Source organism: Micromonospora sp. AMSO31t (genome assembly GCF_008868175.1).
Taxonomy (GTDB): domain Bacteria; phylum Actinomycetota; class Actinomycetes; order Mycobacteriales; family Micromonosporaceae; genus Micromonospora.
The window spans coordinates 22055-38386 of sequence record NZ_WBKT01000026.1 but is presented as its reverse complement, the minus strand read 5'-3'; the positions used below and the strand labels follow the sequence as shown (position 1 = coordinate 38386).

Sequence of the window (16332 nt, the reverse complement as noted above, 5' to 3'; positions counted from 1 at the left end):
CCGACACCCGCCCCTGGAACGCCGTGGAGGCCGTCGCATGAGCGGCTGGCAGCTGTCCGGCTACACGCCGGTCCGTCGGCTCGGCGCCGGTGCGTCGGGCAGCGTCGTGCTCGCCACCCACGACGTCACCGGCACCCCGGTCGCCGTCAAGTACCTGGTGCGCGACCTCGGCGCGGACTCCTCCTTCCGGACCGCCTTCCGGGAGGAGGCCCGGCTCCTCAGCGAGATCGACGACCCGCACGTCAGCCGCCTCTACGAATACGTCGAGTCGCCGCACGGCGCCGCCATCGTCATGGAGCTGGTCGACGGGGTCTCGCTGCGCCAGATGCTGCGGGCGCACGGCCCCACCACCCCCGAGGCGGCGCTCTGCGTGCTGAAGGGCTCGCTCGCCGGCCTCGCCGCGGCCCACGCCCGCGGCGTGGTGCACCGCGACTACAAGCCGGAGAACGTGCTGGTCACCGGGGAGGGGCTGAGCAAGCTCGCCGACTTCGGCATCGCCATGCCGGTTGGCCAGGGCTCCGACACCACCGTCTCCGGCACACCCCGCTACATGGCGCCGGAGCAGTGGACGGGCGCGCCGGCCAGCCCGGCGTGCGACATCTACGCGGCCACCGCCACCTTCTTCGAGTGCCTCACCGGCCGGCCCCCGTACGAGGGGCCGGACCTGTTCTCCCTGCGGGAGCAGCACGCCTCCGCGCCGATCCCGACCGACCCGGCCCCCGCGCCGGTGCACGAGCTGCTCCGGCACGGCATGGCCAAGCGCCCCGACGAGCGGCCCCAGCCCGCCCAGGTGTTCCTGGAGATCCTCGACCGGGTGGCCGGCGCCGGATACGGCGGGGAATGGGAGGAGCGCGGGCTCCGCGAGCTGGCCCGCCGGGCCGCCCTGCTCGCCGCGCTCTGGCCGTTCCACGACGGCGCGGGCGGCGCCACCAGCCTCGCCAGCACCACGCTCGGCGCGGCGGTGCGGCGCGACGGCCGGTTCCGCCGGGGCCGCGCGCGGACCGCCCTGGCCGGCGGCGCCCTGGTCGCCGCCCTGGTCGCCGGCGGCGCCGGCTACAGCTACGCCGCCAACGACGGACCCGCCGCCGGCGACCCGACCGGCCCGGCCGTCGCCGGCCCCACGGTCACCGACCCGACCGGCACCACTCCGACCGGCACGCCGGCGCCGACCGCGACCGCCATCCCGTCCGCGTCGGCCACCCCGCCGGCGACGCCGACCGCCACCCCGAGCGGCTCCCGGTCCGCGACGCCCACCCGCTCACCGGTACGCACCAGCGCGCCCGCACCGACCCCGTCGACCAGCACCGCACCGGCGCCCCCGCCCGACGTCACGGCCCCCGCCGTCGGCGGCGTCACCGCCGACCCCGGGCAGCTCGAACCGAACGGCTGCCCGTACGGCGACAAGACCAGCACGGTCACCGCCACGGTCACCGACGACCGCAGCGGCCGGGCCGCCCTGAAGGTCACCTTCCGCTACACCCTGGAGGGCGCCACCCGCACCGGGTCGATGGCCCCCGCCGGGCGCGGCGTGTTCCGCGGCACCCTCGGCCCGCTGCCCGGGCCGAAGCAGAGCAGCCGCATCCCGATCCAGGTCACCGCCGTCGACGCCGCCGGCAACGCGACCACCTCGGCGTCCCCGGTGTACGTGACGCTCTACAACTACTGCACCCCCGGCTAGGAGTGGTGACCGTGCCCGCTGCCCAGACCCGCACCGTGACCCGGGGACGGCCGTCGTGACCCCGCCGGAGGAGCCGACCGAGGCGCTGCCCACCCGGGCGCTGCCCACCGACCCCGGCGCGACCGCCGACCTGGGCCACGGCGGCGGCCCGCACCCCACCGACGCGACCGTCCACCTCGGCGCACCCACGCGGCCCGCTCCACCCCTCAGCCCGGACGCGACCGTCCACCTCGGGCCACCCACGCGGCCCGCTCCACCCCTCAGCCCGGACGCAACCGTCCACCTCGGGCCACCACCGCCTGGCCCGCACAACAGCCCGGATGCGACAGTGCACTTCGGCTCCCCGGCCGCCGCCGCGACGGGTGCGGCCCAGCCGACCGTGCACTTCACCGCGCCGCCCCGGCAGCACCCGACAGGGCCGGCCACCGTGGCCGGGGGCGGGGCGACCTCGGGTGCGTACCGAGGGGCGACGGCGGACGCGCGGGCCGCGAGCGGCGTGCCGGCCCCCGGCGGCGTGCCGGCCCCCGGCGGGGAGCTGCGCTTCGGGCCCGGTGTCCCGGCCACCCCGCCGCCGGCCCCGGCCTGGCCGGCGATGCTTCCGGCGCGGCCGTCCCGCCCGGTCTGGCGCCGGGTCGTCTCGGTGCTGTCCACCCTGCTGACCGCGGCGCTGCTGGTGGTGGTCGGGCTCTACCTGTGGCAGCGGCTGCGCCCGCTGGAGGTCGAGGGCGTCACCGTGGCGGTGCCCCGGCCGCCCGGGGTGGCCTGCGACGTGACCGTCGACGTGGTGGCCACCGTGCGGACCAACGGGCGCGGCGGGGTCATCCGCTACCAGTGGTTCCGCTCGGACGGCCCGCCGGGCGGCCTGCTCACCGAGCGGGTCGGCCGCGGCCAGCGGACCGCGACCCTCACCCTCAAGTGGACGTTCAGCGGGGTCGGCACGACCACCGAGAGCGCCACCGTCAACCTCGTCGAACCGTCGCCGCTGCAGGCCGGCACGCAGGTCCGCTACCGCTGCCCCGGCGGCTGACCGCGTTTCCCCGCCGGCTGGTCAGGGTAGCTCCAGGCGAACCAACCCTGACCCTGTGCGTGGAGGCCCTTCGATGAGAGACAACTTCGGGGACGCGGTGGGCGACGCGTTCCGCTCGGTGATGCTGTTCCTGCCCAAGGCGGTCGCTTTCATCGCCATCCTGATCGTGGGCTGGCTGGTCGCCAAGGCCGTGCTGAAGATCGTGGACAAGGTCCTGGAGCGGGTCCACTTCGACCGGGCCGTCGAGCGCGGCGGCATCAAGACCGCCCTCGCGCGCTCGAAGTACGACGCCAGCGACATCGTCGCCAAGCTGGCCTACTACGCGGTGCTGCTGGTCACCCTTCAGCTCGCCTTCGGCATCTGGGGCCCGAACCCGATCTCCGACCTGATCGCCGGCGTCGTCGCCTGGCTGCCCCGGGCGTTCGTCGCCATCGTCATCGTGGTGGTCGCCGCGGCCATCGCCCGCGCGGTGAAGGACATCATCTCCAGCGCCCTCGGCGGCCTCTCCTACGGCCGGGTGCTCGCCAACATCGCCTCGGTGTTCATCCTGGGCCTCGGCGTCATCGCCGCGCTCAACCAGATCGGCGTCGCCACCACGGTGACCACCCCGGTGCTGATCGCCGTGCTCGCCACCGTCGGCGGCATCCTGGTCGTCGGCGTGGGCGGCGGCCTGGTCCGCCCGATGCAGAGCCGCTGGGAGAACTGGCTGGCCCGGGCCGAGGAGGAGTCGCGGACCATCGCCACCCACGCCCGGGCGTACCAGGCCGGGCGGCGGGACGTCGAGGCGCGGTTCGGCGGGACGGCCGGCCCGTACGCCGAGGCCGAGCTGACCCAGCCCGTGGCCAGCGAGACCGACGCCGACCGGACCCAGCCCGTCGCCCCGTACGGCGCGGCGGAGCCGACCCAGCCGGTGCCGGCGTACGCCGACCCGGACCGCACCCAGCCGACCACCCCGCGGCAGCCGACGGCCGAGCAGGCCGCGGACAGCGAGGCCACGATGGTCATCCCGCAGGCGGACGTGGACCGCTCCCGCCGCTGACCGACCGCGCGCCGACCGGGGTGGGGCCCTTCCGGGTCCCACCCCGGTCCGTTTGCGCGGGGCGGCGCGGGGGCCGGGCGCCCGGTTACGATCGGCGCATGCACTGGCGACATTGATGCCCTGCCGAGGGTCGAGCCCGCGGGCCACCGCGGACACCGCACGTCCGGTGTCCGTTCCGTCCCCGTGGGAAGGTCCTCATGCTCGTCGTCTCCGCGCGCGTGCCGTCCGAGCGCCGGCTCGCCGTCACGCTCTACGCCTACGCGTTCCTCACCGACCTGGTGCTGCTCTACCCGGTCTACACGCTGCTCTTCGCCGACACCGGGCTGTCGGTCGGGCAGATCTCCTCGCTGTTCGTGCTCTGGTCGGCCGCCGGCATCCTGCTGGAGGTGCCCTCGGGCGCCTGGGCCGACGCCGCCTCCCGGCGTCTCCTGCTCTGCCTCGCCCCGCTGCTGACCGCCGCGGGTTTCGCCCTCTGGGTGCTCGTGCCGTCCTACCCGGCGTTCGCCGTCGGCTTCCTGCTCTGGGGCGCGGGCGGCGCGCTGCGCTCCGGTGCTCAGGAAGCGCTGGTCTGGACCGAGCTCGACCGGCTCGGCGCGGCCGGCCTGTACGCCCGGCTGGCCGGCCGGGCCAGGACCGCGGAGCTGCTGGGGGTGGTCGGCGCCATGGGGCTGGCCGCTCCGGTGCTGGCTCTCGGCGGCTATCCGGCGGTGGGTGCGGCGAGCGTGGCGGCGTGCCTTGCGGCCGCGGCGGTCGCCACCCGGTTCCCCGAGCACCGGCCTGCGGAGCCGAGGGACCACCGCACGGACCAGCCCGGCGGGGACCAGGCCGAGACGGCCGAGCCCGGCTGGCTGGCCAGCCTGCGCGGCGGGCTGACCGAGGCGCGCGCCGACCGGTCGGTGCGGGGCGCGTTGCTGCTGGTGCCGGCGGTCGCCGCCGTGTGGGGCGGCCTGGACGAGTACACGCCGCTGCTGGCCCGGGACACCGGGATCCCGGCGGCCACCGTGCCGCTGCTGCTCCTGCTCGTCTGGGCCGGCACCACCGTGGGCGGGCTGCTGGCCCCGGCGGGGGAGCGGCTGACCGACCGCGGCTTCGCCGCGCTGCTGGCCGGCGCGGCGCTGGCCCTGGCCGCGGGCGCCCTGGTCCGCCACCCGGCCGGGTTCGTCCTGGTGGGCGTCGCGTTCGCGGCGTTCCAGCTCGCCACCGTGCTGGCCGACGTCCGGCTCCAGGCCCGGATCAGCGGGCCCGACCGGGCCACGGTCACCTCGGTGGCCGGGATGGCCACCGACCTGACGATCATCGCGGTCTACGCCGGGTACGGCGTCGTGGCGGGCGCCGCCGGCCATCCGGTCGCGTTCGCGGTGGCCGTGCTGCCGTACCTGCTGCTGGCCGGCCGGCTGGCCAGCCGCCGTCCCGCCCGCCAGATCCGGGCGAATAGGTCGTTGTCCGAAAATGCGGATGTTTCCTGACTACCGTATGGGCGGAAGTGGCCGGCGCCGGCCGTCCCCGGGGCGGCCCGGCGACCGGCGGTGGGCTGGTCGGGACGGAGGCGACGCGGCGTGACGATGGAAGCAGAGCGCACCCTGCGCGACGAGGAGCTGGCCGGGCTGGCCGACCTCGCCGCCCAGCTCCGGGTCGACTCGATCCGGTGCAGCACCCGGGCCGGCTCCGGCCACCCCACGTCGAGCCTGTCCGCGGCCGACCTGCTGGCCGTGCTGGTAGCCCGCCACCTGCGCTACGACTGGTCCTATCCGGGCAGCCGCGCCAACGACCACCTGATCTTCTCCAAGGGGCACGCCTCGCCGCTGCTGTACGCGGTCTTCCGCGCGACCGGGGCGATCAGCGAGCAGGAGCTGCTGGAGACCTACCGCCAGTTGAACTCCCGCCTCCAGGGCCACCCCACCCCGGTCCTGCCCTGGGTCGACACCGCCACCGGCTCGCTCGGCCAGGGGCTGCCGGTCGGCGTCGGCGTCGCCCTGGCCGGGCGGTACCTGGACAAGCTCCCGTTCCACGTGTGGGTGCTCTGCGGCGACAGCGAGACGGCCGAGGGCTCCATCTGGGAGGCCCTGGACAAGGCCGGCCACTACGGGCTGCGCAACCTCACCGCGATCGTGGACGTGAACCGGTTCGGCCAGCGGGGGCCGACCGAGCTGGAGTGGGACCTGGACACCTACCGCCGGCGCGTCGAGGCGTTCGGCTGCCACCCGATCGTCGTCGACGGCCACGACCTGGCCGCGATCGACGAGGCGTTCGGGCAGGCCCGGCAGGCGACCGGCCCGACGGTCGTGCTGGCCCGGACGGTCAAGGGCAAGGGCGTGCCGGAGATCGAGAACCGGCCCGACTGGCACGGCAAGGCGCTCGAAGCGGACCAGGCCGAGCGGGCCGTCCAGGCCCTCGGGGGCGTGCGGCAGATCCGGGTCACCGGGCCGCGGCCCGCCGCCGCGCCGGCGGCCCCCGCTCCCGCCGGGCCGCCACCGGAGCTGCCCCGGTACGACAAGGGGGCGAAGGTGGCCACCCGCAACGCGTACGGGGACGCGCTGCGCGCACTGGGCGTCCGGCCGGACGTGGTGGTCCTCGACGGCGAGGTCAGCGACTCGACCCGGGCGGACAAGTTCGGCGAGGCGTACCCGGACCGGTTCTTCGAGATGTTCATCGCCGAGCAGCAGCTCGTCGCCGCCGCGGTGGGCCTGCGGGTCCGCGGTTACCGGCCGTTCGCGGCCACCTTCGCCGCGTTCCTGTCCCGCGCCTACGACTTCATCCGGATGGCCGGCATCTCCCGGGCCGACATCGCCCTCGCGGGCTCGCACGCGGGCGTGGAGATCGGCCCGGACGGCCCCTCGCAGATGGGCCTGGAGGATCTCGCCGCCCTGCGCGCCGTGCACGGGTCGACCGTGCTCTACCCGAGCGACGCCGTCTCCTGCGCGGCCCTGGTCGCCGCCATGGTCGACCGGGAGGGCGTCAGCTACCTGCGCACCACGCGCGGCAAGTACCCGGTGCTCTACGACAACGGCGAGGACTTCCCGGTCGGCGGCAGCAAGCTGCTGCGCGACGGGACCGACGTGGCGCTCATCGGCGCCGGGGTGACCGTGCACAACTGCCTCGCGGCAGCCGACGAGCTGGCCCGCGAGGGGATCGACGCCCGGGTGATCGACCTCTACTCGGTGAAGCCGGTCGACCGGCAGCGGCTGCTCGACGCCGTGCGCGACACCGGTGGCCGGTTGGTGGTGGTCGAGGACCACTACCCGCAGGGCGGGCTGGGCTCCGCCGTGCTGGAGGAGCTGGCCGGCCTGGCCGAGCCGGTGCGGGTCAACCACCTGGCCGTACGCGGACTGCCCGGCTCGGGGACCCCGGCCCAGCAGATGGACCGGGCGGGCATCGGCGCGTACGCCATCGTCGGCGCGGCCCGCGCCCTCGCCTGAGGCCGCCCCGCCGCCACCCGCGTAGCCGGCGGCCCCGGGGTCAGCGCCGCAGCCGGATCTCCGCCGGATCCCGGTCGCTGCGCAGCCCCTTCCAGGAGGGGTGGCGCAGCCGGCGGTCCGGCGTCCAGGACCGGAAGGTGACGTCCCCGACCAGCACCGGGTCGACCCAGACGGCGTGCCGGGCGTGCTCGCGCGGCACCTCGGCGAAGGGCGGATCCGGCCGGGTCAGCGGCTCCAGGCGGCCCGCCAGGTCGCGCAGCACGGCCTGGGTGAAGCCGGTGCCCACCTGCCCGATGTAGTGCAGCCGGTCGTGCTCGTCGTACATGCCGAGCAGCAGGGACCCGATGGCGCCGGACCGCCGGCCGGAGCCCGGCTTCCAGCCGCCCACGATCACCTCGACGGTCTCGTTGAGCGGCACCTTGACCCACGCCGCGCCCCGGCGGCCCGGCTCGTACGGCGACCGGAGCTGCTTGGCGACCACCCCTTCCAGGCCGAGGTCGGCCGCCGCGGTGGCCAGGGCCCGGCCGGCCTCGCCGGTCCAGTAGGGCGGCGTCTCGACGGTCTCGCCGCTGAGCCCCAGCCCCTCCAGCGCCGCGCGCCGTTCCGTGTATGGCAGGGCCGTGGTGTCCCGCCCGTCGAGGTGCAGCAGGTCGAACAGGTAGTACCGGACCGGGGTGGCGGCGACCAGCGCGGCGGCCGGCGCCCGCACGTGCATCCGCCGTTGCAGCGCCGAGAAGCTGGGCCGGCCGCCGGGGTCGAGCGCCACGATCTCGCCGTCGAGCACCGCCCGCCGCCCGGCCAGGAGGTCGGCCAGCTCGCCCAGCTCCGGGTAGGCCCGGGTGACGTCCCGGTCGTTGCGGCTGAGCAGCCGCAGCCCCCGGTGGACGTACGCGACCGCGCGCACGCCGTCCCACTTGAACTCGTAGCCCCAGCCGGGCCCGGTGGGCAGCGCGCCGAGCCCGGCGAGCATCGGCGGCACGAGCGTCGGCATCCTGGCGGCCACGTCCCGATCCTGGCCGTCGCGACCTCGGCGGACGCCGGTTTCCGGTCTTTTGCCCGAACGGCGGTCGTTTGTGGTGGTCGTCGGCGGGTAGCCACCCGTCTCCGGGACGGAAGGACCGACGATGGCGGAGCTGGAGTTCGTGGCGAAGGTGGCCGAACGGGCGGGCGTCCCGGCCGACACCGCGCGATCCCTGACCGAGGCCACCCTGCGCACCCTCGCCGAGCGGATCAGCGGCGGCGAGGCGGCGGACCTGGCCGACCACGTGGCGCACGAGCTGCGCCCACTGCTGGCCCGGGCCCGCCCGGAGGAGCCGGAGGCCTTCGGGTACGACGAGTTCCTGCGCCGGGTGGCCGAGCGCGCCGGCACGGCGCCGGACGTCGCCGAGCGGGGCGCCCGGGCCGTGCTGCAGACCCTGCACCGGGTGGTGGGGCACGTCGAGTTCGAGCAGGCCCTCGCGCAGCTGCCCCGGGAGATCGGCGCGCTGGCCCAGCCGGTGCCCCGCACGCCCTGACCGCCCGGGGACGGGACGAAACGCCCACCGGCGGCTTCCCCCGGTGCCTCCGGCCGGCCACTACGGTGGGCTGATGGCCGCCCTGAGCTTCGACCGCCACCGCGCCGAGATCGTCGCCCAGAGCGACCTGCTCCGCACCCACCTCGACGGCGCCGACCTGACCACGCCCGTCTCCTCCTGTCCGGGGTGGAACGTCGGCCAGCTGGCCCGGCACCTCGGCGGCGGCCAGCGCTGGGCGGCCGAGGTGGTGCGCACGCGGGCCGAACGGCCGCCGTCGGACACCCACTTCCGGGACCTGTCGCCGTACGCGAACGAGGAGCCCGCGGTGGTCGGCCCCTGGCTGGTGGAGAGCGCCGCCGCGCTGGCCGGCGCGCTCGGTGCGGCGGGACCCGACGTGGCCACCTGGACGCCGCTGGAGGTGCCGGCCGCCGGCGTGTTCTGGGCGCGCCGGTTCGCCAACGAGACGCTGCTGCACCGGGCGGACGCCGCCCTCGCCCTGGGCGTGGACTTCGCCGTCGACCCGGCGGTGGCGGTCGACGCGCTGGACGAGTGGCTGGAGCTGGGCTCGCTGCCGCAGATGCTGGACATCTTTCCGCACCGGCGCGATCTGCTCGGTCCCGGCCGCACCCTGCACCTGCACGCCACCGACGTGCCCGCCGAGCTGGGTGCGGAGTGGCTCGTGGACCTCACCGGCGACACCCTCGCCTGGCGGCGGGCGCACGAGAAGGCGACCGTGGCGGTCCGCGGCCCGGTGAGCGAGCTGCTGCTGATGGTCTACCGGCGGCGACCGGTCGACACCACGGTCGTCGAGGTCCTCGGCGACGGGCAGCTGCTGGACTTCTGGCTGGAGCGGGTCGCGTTCGGCTGAGCGCGCGCCGGGGTCAGCTCACCGGGTCCGGCTCGGTGGTCTGCTCCCACATCGACTTCATCTCGTCGAACGCCTGCTCCATGATCTGCACCATGGCCCGGCGGGCCGCGTCGCCGTCGCGGCGCTGCAGCGCCGAGGCCACGTCGGCGTGCAGCTGCAACGCCTGCTGATCGGGGTGGTGCGGCATGAGGTGGTAGTGGTGCCGGCCGGTGAGCACCTCGGCGACCAGTTCCCGGAGCTTGCCGAACATCTCGTTGCCGGAGGCGGCGAGGATCCGCCGGTGGAACTCGATGTCCAGGCGCAGGAAGCGGTCCTCGTCCCCGGCCTGCCCGGCGGCCCACATCTTCGCCGCGATCCCGACGAGGTCGCTCGCGTCGTCGGGGGTGATCCGGCGGGCGGCCAGCCAGGCGGCGTGCGGCTCGACCGCGGTCCGCAGCTCGGTGATCGAGCGGAGCTGCGCCATCCGGCCGGCGGAGGCGAGCCGCCAGCGGATCACCTGCGGGTCGAAGACGTTCCACGCCTCGGCGGGGCGGATCAGGACGCCGACCCGGCGGCGCGTCTCGATGAGGCCCATCGACGCGAGTACCCGGAGGACCTCGCGGATCACCGACCGGGAGACCGCGTGCCGGTCGACGAGTTCGTCGATGTTGAGCACGGAGCCGGCGGCCAGTTCGCCGCCGCAGACGGCCGTGCCGAGTTCGTCGAGCACGCGGGCGTGCAGCCCGGTCTCGCCCCCGGAGGAGGAGTGATCCACGGGTCGGAGCATATCAGTTGGTGATCGACCCTTGAATAAATCAGCTTTTTCGGCCTAGCATCCCGTGGTTAAGCGGACGTTACAGCGTTGTGGCGCTCTTCCCCCGGGGCGGCGACCACGAGAAAAGGAGAGATGACGTGCGACGTCGATCGATATTCGGTACGTCTCTGGCCGTGGTCGCCACCATGGGCCTGGCCGCCTGCGGCGGCGGCGGTGGCGACGACAGCGGCGCGTCCAAGACGGTGCGCGTGACGCTGGCGAACCACGTGTGGACGGAGAACATCAAGGCGGCCCTGCCCGAGTTCGAGAAGCAGACCGGGCTCAAGGTCGAGATCACCCAGCTCGGCGAGGACCAGCTCTCCGACCAGTACAACGTCAAGCTCAACGCCGGCTCGTCCGACCTCGACGTGATGATGTACCGCCCCCTCCAGGAGGGGAAGCTCTTCGCCAAGAACAAGTACCTCGCCGACCTGTCCGACCAGGTGAAGTCCACCAAGGACTGGGACTACTCCGACTTCCAGTCCGGCCCGGTCGAGGCCACCACGTACGAGGGCAAGTCGGTGGGCGTCCCGATCATCACCGAGCAGGAGGTCCTGTACTACCGCAAGGACCTGCTGGCCAAGGCCGGCCTGAGCGCGGCGCCGAAGACCCTCGACGAGCTGAAGACGGCCGCCGCGAAGATCAAGGCCAGTGTCCCGGGCACCGCGGGCTTCGTGGCCCGGACCGGCAAGTCGCCGGCGGTCACCCAGTTCTCCAGCTTCCTCTACAGCTTCGGCGGTGACTTCGTCGACGGCAGCGGCAAGGCGACCGTCAACAGCGACGCCGCCAAGCAGGCGTACGCCTTCTACGGCGGGCTCATCAAGGACTCCGGCCCGGCCAACGTCAGCACCGACATGAGCTGGCCCGAGGCGATGGCCATCTTCACCCAGGGCAAGGCCGCCTTCTACACCGAGGCCAACTCGCTCTACAAGAACGCCACCGACCCGGCCAAGTCCAAGGTGTCGGACACCGTCGGCTTCGCGCCGTTCCCGGCCGGCCCGGCCGGCTCCAAGCCGTACAACATCCCGTCGTGGGCGCTGGGCATCAACGACGCCTCGAAGAACAAGAGCAACGCCTGGAAGTTCGTCGAGTGGGCCACCGGCAAGGAGCAGACCCTCGCGCAGCAGAAGGCCGGCGTGCCGGGCGCGCGTACCTCGGTCTGGGCCAACCCGGAGGGCACCGCGAACTACCCGAAGGACCTGGTCGAGGCCATCAACGCCAGCACGCAGGGCGGCGTCGCCCACGACCGGCCCGTGGTCGTGAAGGTCGGCCAGGCCCGCGAGCTCGTCGGCCAGCCGATCGTCGACGCGATCACCGGCAAGGACCCGGCGGCCGCGGCCGACACCGCCAACGAGGCCTTCCAGAAGTTCCTGGACGACGAGGCCAAGTAGCACGCGCGCGGGTGGTGGGGCCCCTTGCCCCACCACCCGCGTACCCCTGTCGGTCCGCCCACCCCGGAGATCCCATGGCAACCGTCACCACCACCCGCCGCGCCCCCGGCGGCGTCGGCGTCATGCCCGACACGCCCGGCTGGGCGCGCTGGGCCAACGAGCACCGCAAGTGGCTCTTCGCCGCGCCCGCGATGGTCTTCGTCGCCGCCCTGATCGTGATCCCGCTGGGCTGGACCGCCTGGCTCAGCCTCACCGACGCCGAGGGGTCCGTCCGCGCCGAGAGCGAGTTCGTGGGCTTCCAGAACTACCTCGACGTGCTGTCGGACACCGACCGGTTCTGGCCGGCCGTCGGTCGGACCGCCGCCTTCACCGTCGTCGCGCTGCTGTTCGAGGTGGTCCTCGGGATGGCCGTCGCGCTGCTGCTGTGGCGGCCGTTCAAGGGCCAGAAGTGGGTACGGGTGGCCATCCTCATGCCGCTGGTCGCCACCCCGGTCGCGGTCGGCATGATGTGGCGGCTCATCTTCGACCCGAACATCGGCCTGGCCAACCAGGTGCTCGGCTGGGTCGGCATCGGCCCGCAGCCGTGGCTCGCCGGCCAGCACTCCGCGCTGCCCACCACGATCTTCATCGACGTGTGGCAGTGGACGCCCATGGTGGTGCTGATCCTGCTCGCCGGTCTGACCTCGCTGTCGGACGAGCCGCAGGAGGCGGCCCGGATCGACGGCGCCAGCGCCTGGCAGCGGTTCCGGCACGTCACCCTGCCGCTGTTGATGCCCACGGTGATCGTCGCGATCCTGCTGCGCGGCATCGACGCGCTGAAGACCTTCGACATCCTCTACGCCACCAAGGGTCGCGGCGGCGGCTCCTTCCACGAGGTGGAGACCCTCAACGTGTACGCCTACGGGCTGAGCTTCGACTACAACGAGTACGGCGTCTCCTCCACCGTCCTCATCCTTTTCTTCCTGATCATCATCGGGGCGATGTGGGCCCTGACCGCACGGCGCAAGGGGGCCAGGCGATGAAGGCCAGTCCGTCGTACCGGGTGTTCCGGGTGGTGGCCCTCGTCGTCGTGGTGCTGTCGCTCGTCACGCCGCTGCTCTGGATGATCGCCGCGTCGTTCAAGACCAACGTCGACATCTACGACACCGGCAAGGCGCTGGTCTTCTCGCCCACCCTGGACAACTACGCGACGGTGCTCCAGCAGTCGCACTACGTCCAGTTCATCGGCAACAGCCTCTGGGTGGCGTTCGCCGCCACCGTGCTGTCGCTGATCCTCGGCGTGCCGGCCGCGTACTCGATGAGCCGGTTCAACATGAAGAAGTCGGCCCTCGTGGTGCTGATGGCCCGGGTCATCCCCGGCGTCTCGCTGCTCGTGCCCTGGTACTACGTCTTCTCGAACCTGCAGCTCGTCGGCGGCTTCACCGTGCTGATCCTCAGCCACATGTTCGTCTCGCTGCCGTTGATCGTCTACATCATGATGGGCTTCTTCGACGGCCTGCCCGAGGAGCTGGAGGAGGCGGCGCTGGTCGACGGGCTCACCCACATCGGCGCGTTCCGCCGGGTCACCCTGCCGCTGTCCGTGCCGGGCATCGCCACCGCCGGGATCCTGTCCTTCATCTTCTCCTGGAACAACTTCATGTTCGCCCTGGTCCTCTCCGGCGCGGACACCAAGACGCTGCCCGTGGCGATCTTCGACTTCGTCGGCTACGCCAGCATCGACTGGGGCGGCCTCATGGCGGCGGCCACCGTGGTCACCCTGCCGATCATGGTGATCGCCCTGTTCGTGCAGAAGTACGTGGTCTCCGGCCTGACCGCCGGCGCGACGAAGGGCTGAGCACCGTGACCACCATCGCGCGCATCGAGACCTTCCTGGTCGCGCCCCGCTGGCTCTTCGTCCGGGTGGAGACCGACTCCGGGATCGTCGGCTGGGGCGAGGCCACCTGCGAGGGCCGCTCCGAGACCGTCCGCGCCGCCGTCGACCAGCTCGCCGAACTGCTGGTCGGCCGGGACGCGCTGCGCATCGAGGACCACTGGCAGGTGCTGACCAAGGGGTCGTTCTACCGGGGCGGGCCGATCCTGGCCAGCGCCGTGGCCGGCCTCGACCAGGCGCTCTGGGACATCGCCGGCAAGCACTGGGGCGCGCCCGTGCACCAGTTGCTCGGCGGCCCGGTTCGGGACCGGATCCGGGTGTACGGCTGGGTCGGCGGCGACGAGCCCGGCGAGGTCCGCGACCAGATCGCCGCCGCCCTCGACACCGGCCTGACCGCGGTCAAGATGAACGCCTCCGGCCGGATGAGCGCGGTGGCCTCGGTGGCCGAACTCGACGCCGTGGTCCAGCGGGTGGCCGCCGCCCGCGAGGTGCTCGGTGACCACCGGGACGTCGCGGTCGACTTCCACGGCCGGTTCAGCCTGGCCAGCGCCCGCCGGGTCGCCCCGCTGCTGGAGCCCTACCGGCCGTTCTTCCTCGAGGAGCCGGTGGTGCCGGAGAACTCACACCTCATCGGCGAGTTCGTCCGCTCCACCACCACCCCGGTGTCCACGGGGGAGCGGCTCTACAGCCGGCAGGAGTTCCTGCCCGTCCTCCAGGCCGGCATCGCGGTCGCCCAGCCGGACCTCTCGCACGCCGGCGGCATCACCGAGGTGCGCAAGATCGCCGCGCTGGCCGAGGTGTACGACGTCCAGCTCGCCCCGCACTGCCCGCTCGGCCCGATCGCCCTGGCGGCCTGCCTCCAGGTGGGCTTCGCCACGCCGAACTACCTGATCCAGGAGCAGAGCATCGGCATCCACTACAACCTCGGCGCCGAGGTGCTCGACTACTGCCTCGACAAGACGCCACTGACCTTCGTGGACGGGTACGTCGAGCGGCTCACCGCGCCCGGGCTGGGTATTGAGATCGACGAGGCGGCGGTGCGCGCCGCCGACAAGCGCGGCCACGCCTGGCGCAGCCCCATGTGGCGGCACCGGGACGGCTCCTACGCGGAATGGTGACCATGATCCTCGACCTCACCGCCGAACTCGCCGCCACCCGCCTGCTGGCGGTCATCCGCGGCACCGACCCGGCCGCCGCCATCGCCACCGGCACCGCCCTGCTCGCCGAGGGCGTCCGCATGGTCGAGGTGGCCCTGACCACGCCCGGCGCGCTCGACGCCATCGCCGCGATCCGGACCGCCGCCCCGCCCGGCTCCCTGGTCGGCGCGGGCACCGTGCTCACCCCGGCCGCCGTCGCCGACGTGGCCGCGGCCGGCGCCCAGTTCGTCGTCACCCCGGCCGTCGTCGACTCGATCGGCGAGGCCGCCCGCCGCGGGCTGCCGGTGGCCGCCGGCGCGCTCACCCCGACCGAGGCGTACGCGGCGGTCCGGGCGGGAGCCGCCGCCGTGAAGCTGTTCCCGGCCTCGCTGGGCGGGCCCGCGTACCTCAAGGCGCTGCGCGACCCGTTCCCGGACATCCCGTTCGTCGCGGTCGGCGGGGTGGGGCTGGCCGAGCTGCCCGGCTACCTCGCCGCCGGGGCGATCGCCGTGGGCGTCGGCGGCCCGCTGGTCGGTGACGCCGCCTCCGGCGGCGACCTGGACGCCCTCCGCGCCCGCGCCCGCTCCTACCTGGCCGCCGTCGCATGACCGGCGCCGGACACCCCGGCGGCGCTTCCATGACCGGCCTGGACGTGCTCACCCTCGGCGAGGCGCTGGTCTCGCTGCGGTCGGCCGGGCCGCTCACGACCGGTGGCCCACTCACCCCGCACCTGGCCGGCGCCGAGGCCAACGTGGCGATCGGGCTGGCCCGGCTCGGCCACCGCGCCGCCTTCGCCGGCCGGGTCAGCGACGACGAGCTGGGCGGCTTCCTGCTGCGCCAACTCCGCGCCGAGGGCGTCGACGTGACCCACGTGGTCCGCGACCCCGAGCACCCCGCCGGGCTCATGTTCCTGGAGCGGCGCACCGCCGACCTGACCCGGGTGCTCTATCAGCGGGCCGGCTCGGCCGGGTCGGCGCTGCGCGTCGACGACCTGCGGCCCGCCCTGGCGGCCGGCGCCCGGGTGCTGCACCTGACCGGGATCACCCCGGCGCTGTCCGCGAGCGCCCGGGAGGCCGCCGGCTGGGCGGCCGGGACCGCCGCGCGGGCCGGGACGCTGGTCTGCCTGGACGTCAACCACCGGGCGAAGCTGTGGTCCCGGGACGCCGCGCGGGCCGTGCTCACCCCGCTCGCCGGGCACGCCTCGGTCGTCGTCGCCTCGGCCGACGAACTGGACCTGGTCGGCGCGCCCGGCGCGGACGAGGAGACCGTGGTCGCCGGGCTGCTGGCGCGGGGCGTGTCGACCGTGCTCGTGAAGCTCGGCGGCGACGGCGCCCGGGCGTACACCCCCGACGGCCGCCGGGACGCGGCGGCGCTGCCCGTCACGGCGGTCGACACCGTCGGCGCGGGGGACGCCTTCACGGCCGGCTACCTCTCCGGCCACCTCGACGGCCTCGACCTGGCCGGACGGCTGCGCCGCGCGGTCACCCTCGGCGCCTTCGCCGTCGCCGGAACCGGCGACTGGGAGAGCCTGCCGCGCCGGGACGAGCTGTCCCTCCTCGACTCCCGGCACACCGGCGACACCCTTCGCTGACCCACCCCG

At 74.4% G+C, this 16332-nt stretch carries 15 protein-coding genes; 13 read left to right on the top strand and 2 right to left on the bottom strand.

Annotated elements, in window-relative coordinates; all coding sequences use genetic code 11:
• The first annotated feature begins 37 nt into the window (after window positions 1-37).
• The 5 genes from F8274_RS09105 (at window position 38) to F8274_RS09085 (ending at window position 7160) form a co-directional block, all read left to right on the top strand.
• Window positions 38-1678: a serine/threonine-protein kinase gene (locus F8274_RS09105; RefSeq protein ID WP_151461838.1), complete on the top strand. Its 1641-nt coding sequence runs from the start codon at window positions 38-40 to the stop codon at window positions 1676-1678.
• A gap of 55 nt (window positions 1679-1733) precedes the next feature.
• Window positions 1734-2705 carry a hypothetical protein gene (locus F8274_RS09100; protein ID WP_151461837.1) on the top strand — a complete coding sequence of 324 codons (972 nt, stop codon included), beginning with the start codon at window positions 1734-1736 and terminating at the stop codon, window positions 2703-2705.
• Between the two features lie 73 nt (window positions 2706-2778).
• On the top strand, window positions 2779-3744 hold the full coding sequence (locus F8274_RS09095; RefSeq protein ID WP_151461836.1) for a hypothetical protein: 966 nt from the start codon (window positions 2779-2781) through the stop codon (window positions 3742-3744).
• A gap of 197 nt (window positions 3745-3941) precedes the next feature.
• On the top strand, window positions 3942-5210 hold the full coding sequence (locus tag F8274_RS09090; protein WP_151461835.1) for an MFS transporter: 1269 nt from the start codon (window positions 3942-3944) through the stop codon (window positions 5208-5210).
• 96 nt (window positions 5211-5306) lie between these two features.
• Window positions 5307-7160 carry a transketolase gene (locus F8274_RS09085; RefSeq protein WP_151461856.1) on the top strand — a complete coding sequence of 618 codons (1854 nt, stop codon included), beginning with the start codon at window positions 5307-5309 and terminating at the stop codon, window positions 7158-7160.
• 40 nt (window positions 7161-7200) lie between these two features.
• Here the strand turns inward: F8274_RS09085 and ligD are convergent, their stop codons facing one another.
• Entirely contained in the window at window positions 7201-8151 is a 951-nt protein-coding gene (gene ligD, locus F8274_RS09080; RefSeq protein ID WP_225853687.1) for a non-homologous end-joining DNA ligase, read from the bottom strand.
• A gap of 133 nt (window positions 8152-8284) precedes the next feature.
• Between ligD and F8274_RS09075 the strand changes: the two genes are divergently transcribed.
• Together F8274_RS09075 and F8274_RS09070 are read left to right on the top strand one after the other, a co-directional pair.
• Window positions 8285-8674 (top strand): DUF2267 domain-containing protein, encoded by a 390-nt coding sequence (locus F8274_RS09075; RefSeq protein WP_151461834.1) that lies wholly within the window; start codon window positions 8285-8287, stop codon window positions 8672-8674.
• Window positions 8675-8747: 73 nt separating this feature from the next.
• Complete coding sequence (locus F8274_RS09070) at window positions 8748-9542, top strand: maleylpyruvate isomerase family mycothiol-dependent enzyme (protein WP_151461833.1); 795 nt, start codon at window positions 8748-8750, stop codon at window positions 9540-9542.
• 13 nt (window positions 9543-9555) lie between these two features.
• On the opposite strand, the gene F8274_RS09065 is transcribed toward F8274_RS09070, so the two are convergent.
• Window positions 9556-10296: a FadR/GntR family transcriptional regulator gene (locus tag F8274_RS09065; protein WP_225853683.1), complete on the bottom strand. Its 741-nt coding sequence runs from the start codon at window positions 10294-10296 to the stop codon at window positions 9556-9558.
• Between the two features lie 137 nt (window positions 10297-10433).
• On the opposite strand from F8274_RS09065, the gene F8274_RS09060 reads away from it, so the two are divergent.
• The 6 genes from F8274_RS09060 (at window position 10434) to F8274_RS09035 (ending at window position 16323) form a co-directional block, all read left to right on the top strand.
• Window positions 10434-11726 carry a sugar ABC transporter substrate-binding protein gene (locus F8274_RS09060; protein WP_225853682.1) on the top strand — a complete coding sequence of 431 codons (1293 nt, stop codon included), beginning with the start codon at window positions 10434-10436 and terminating at the stop codon, window positions 11724-11726.
• Between the two features lie 74 nt (window positions 11727-11800).
• Window positions 11801-12748: a carbohydrate ABC transporter permease gene (locus tag F8274_RS09055; protein WP_225853681.1), complete on the top strand. Its 948-nt coding sequence runs from the start codon at window positions 11801-11803 to the stop codon at window positions 12746-12748.
• Entirely contained in the window at window positions 12745-13560 is an 816-nt protein-coding gene (locus F8274_RS09050; protein WP_151461831.1) for a carbohydrate ABC transporter permease, read from the top strand. The genes F8274_RS09055 and F8274_RS09050 overlap by 4 nt, the downstream gene beginning before the upstream one ends.
• A 5-nt stretch (window positions 13561-13565) precedes the next feature.
• Complete coding sequence (gene dgoD, locus F8274_RS09045; RefSeq protein ID WP_151461830.1) at window positions 13566-14714, top strand: galactonate dehydratase; 1149 nt, start codon at window positions 13566-13568, stop codon at window positions 14712-14714.
• A complete protein-coding gene (locus F8274_RS09040; RefSeq protein WP_151461829.1) occupies window positions 14708-15340 on the top strand; it encodes a bifunctional 4-hydroxy-2-oxoglutarate aldolase/2-dehydro-3-deoxy-phosphogluconate aldolase in 633 nt (210 codons plus the stop codon). Before dgoD ends, F8274_RS09040 begins: the two co-directional genes overlap by 7 nt.
• A 29-nt stretch (window positions 15341-15369) precedes the next feature.
• Window positions 15370-16323: a sugar kinase gene (locus F8274_RS09035; RefSeq protein WP_151461828.1), complete on the top strand. Its 954-nt coding sequence runs from the start codon at window positions 15370-15372 to the stop codon at window positions 16321-16323.
• The last annotated feature ends 9 nt before the right edge of the window (window positions 16324-16332 follow it).

What these genes read in the sequence shown, in the direction of transcription:
- F8274_RS09085 (WP_151461856.1), top strand. Translation starts at nt 5,307, where the DNA reads ATGGAAGCAGAGCGCACCCTGCGCGACGAGGAGCTGGCCGGGCTGGCC.
- F8274_RS09090 (WP_151461835.1), top strand. Translation starts at nt 3,942, where the DNA reads ATGCTCGTCGTCTCCGCGCGCGTGCCGTCCGAGCGCCGGCTCGCCGTC.
- ligD (WP_225853687.1), bottom strand. Translation starts at nt 8,151, where the DNA reads ATGCCGACGCTCGTGCCGCCGATGCTCGCCGGGCTCGGCGCGCTGCCC.
- F8274_RS09070 (WP_151461833.1), top strand. Translation starts at nt 8,748, where the DNA reads ATGGCCGCCCTGAGCTTCGACCGCCACCGCGCCGAGATCGTCGCCCAG.
- F8274_RS09105 (WP_151461838.1), top strand. Translation starts at nt 38, where the DNA reads ATGAGCGGCTGGCAGCTGTCCGGCTACACGCCGGTCCGTCGGCTCGGC.
- F8274_RS09095 (WP_151461836.1), top strand. Translation starts at nt 2,779, where the DNA reads ATGAGAGACAACTTCGGGGACGCGGTGGGCGACGCGTTCCGCTCGGTG.
- F8274_RS09075 (WP_151461834.1), top strand. Translation starts at nt 8,285, where the DNA reads ATGGCGGAGCTGGAGTTCGTGGCGAAGGTGGCCGAACGGGCGGGCGTC.
- F8274_RS09040 (WP_151461829.1), top strand. Translation starts at nt 14,708, where the DNA reads ATGGTGACCATGATCCTCGACCTCACCGCCGAACTCGCCGCCACCCGC.
- F8274_RS09050 (WP_151461831.1), top strand. Translation starts at nt 12,745, where the DNA reads ATGAAGGCCAGTCCGTCGTACCGGGTGTTCCGGGTGGTGGCCCTCGTC.
- F8274_RS09035 (WP_151461828.1), top strand. Translation starts at nt 15,370, where the DNA reads ATGACCGGCCTGGACGTGCTCACCCTCGGCGAGGCGCTGGTCTCGCTG.
- F8274_RS09055 (WP_225853681.1), top strand. Translation starts at nt 11,801, where the DNA reads ATGGCAACCGTCACCACCACCCGCCGCGCCCCCGGCGGCGTCGGCGTC.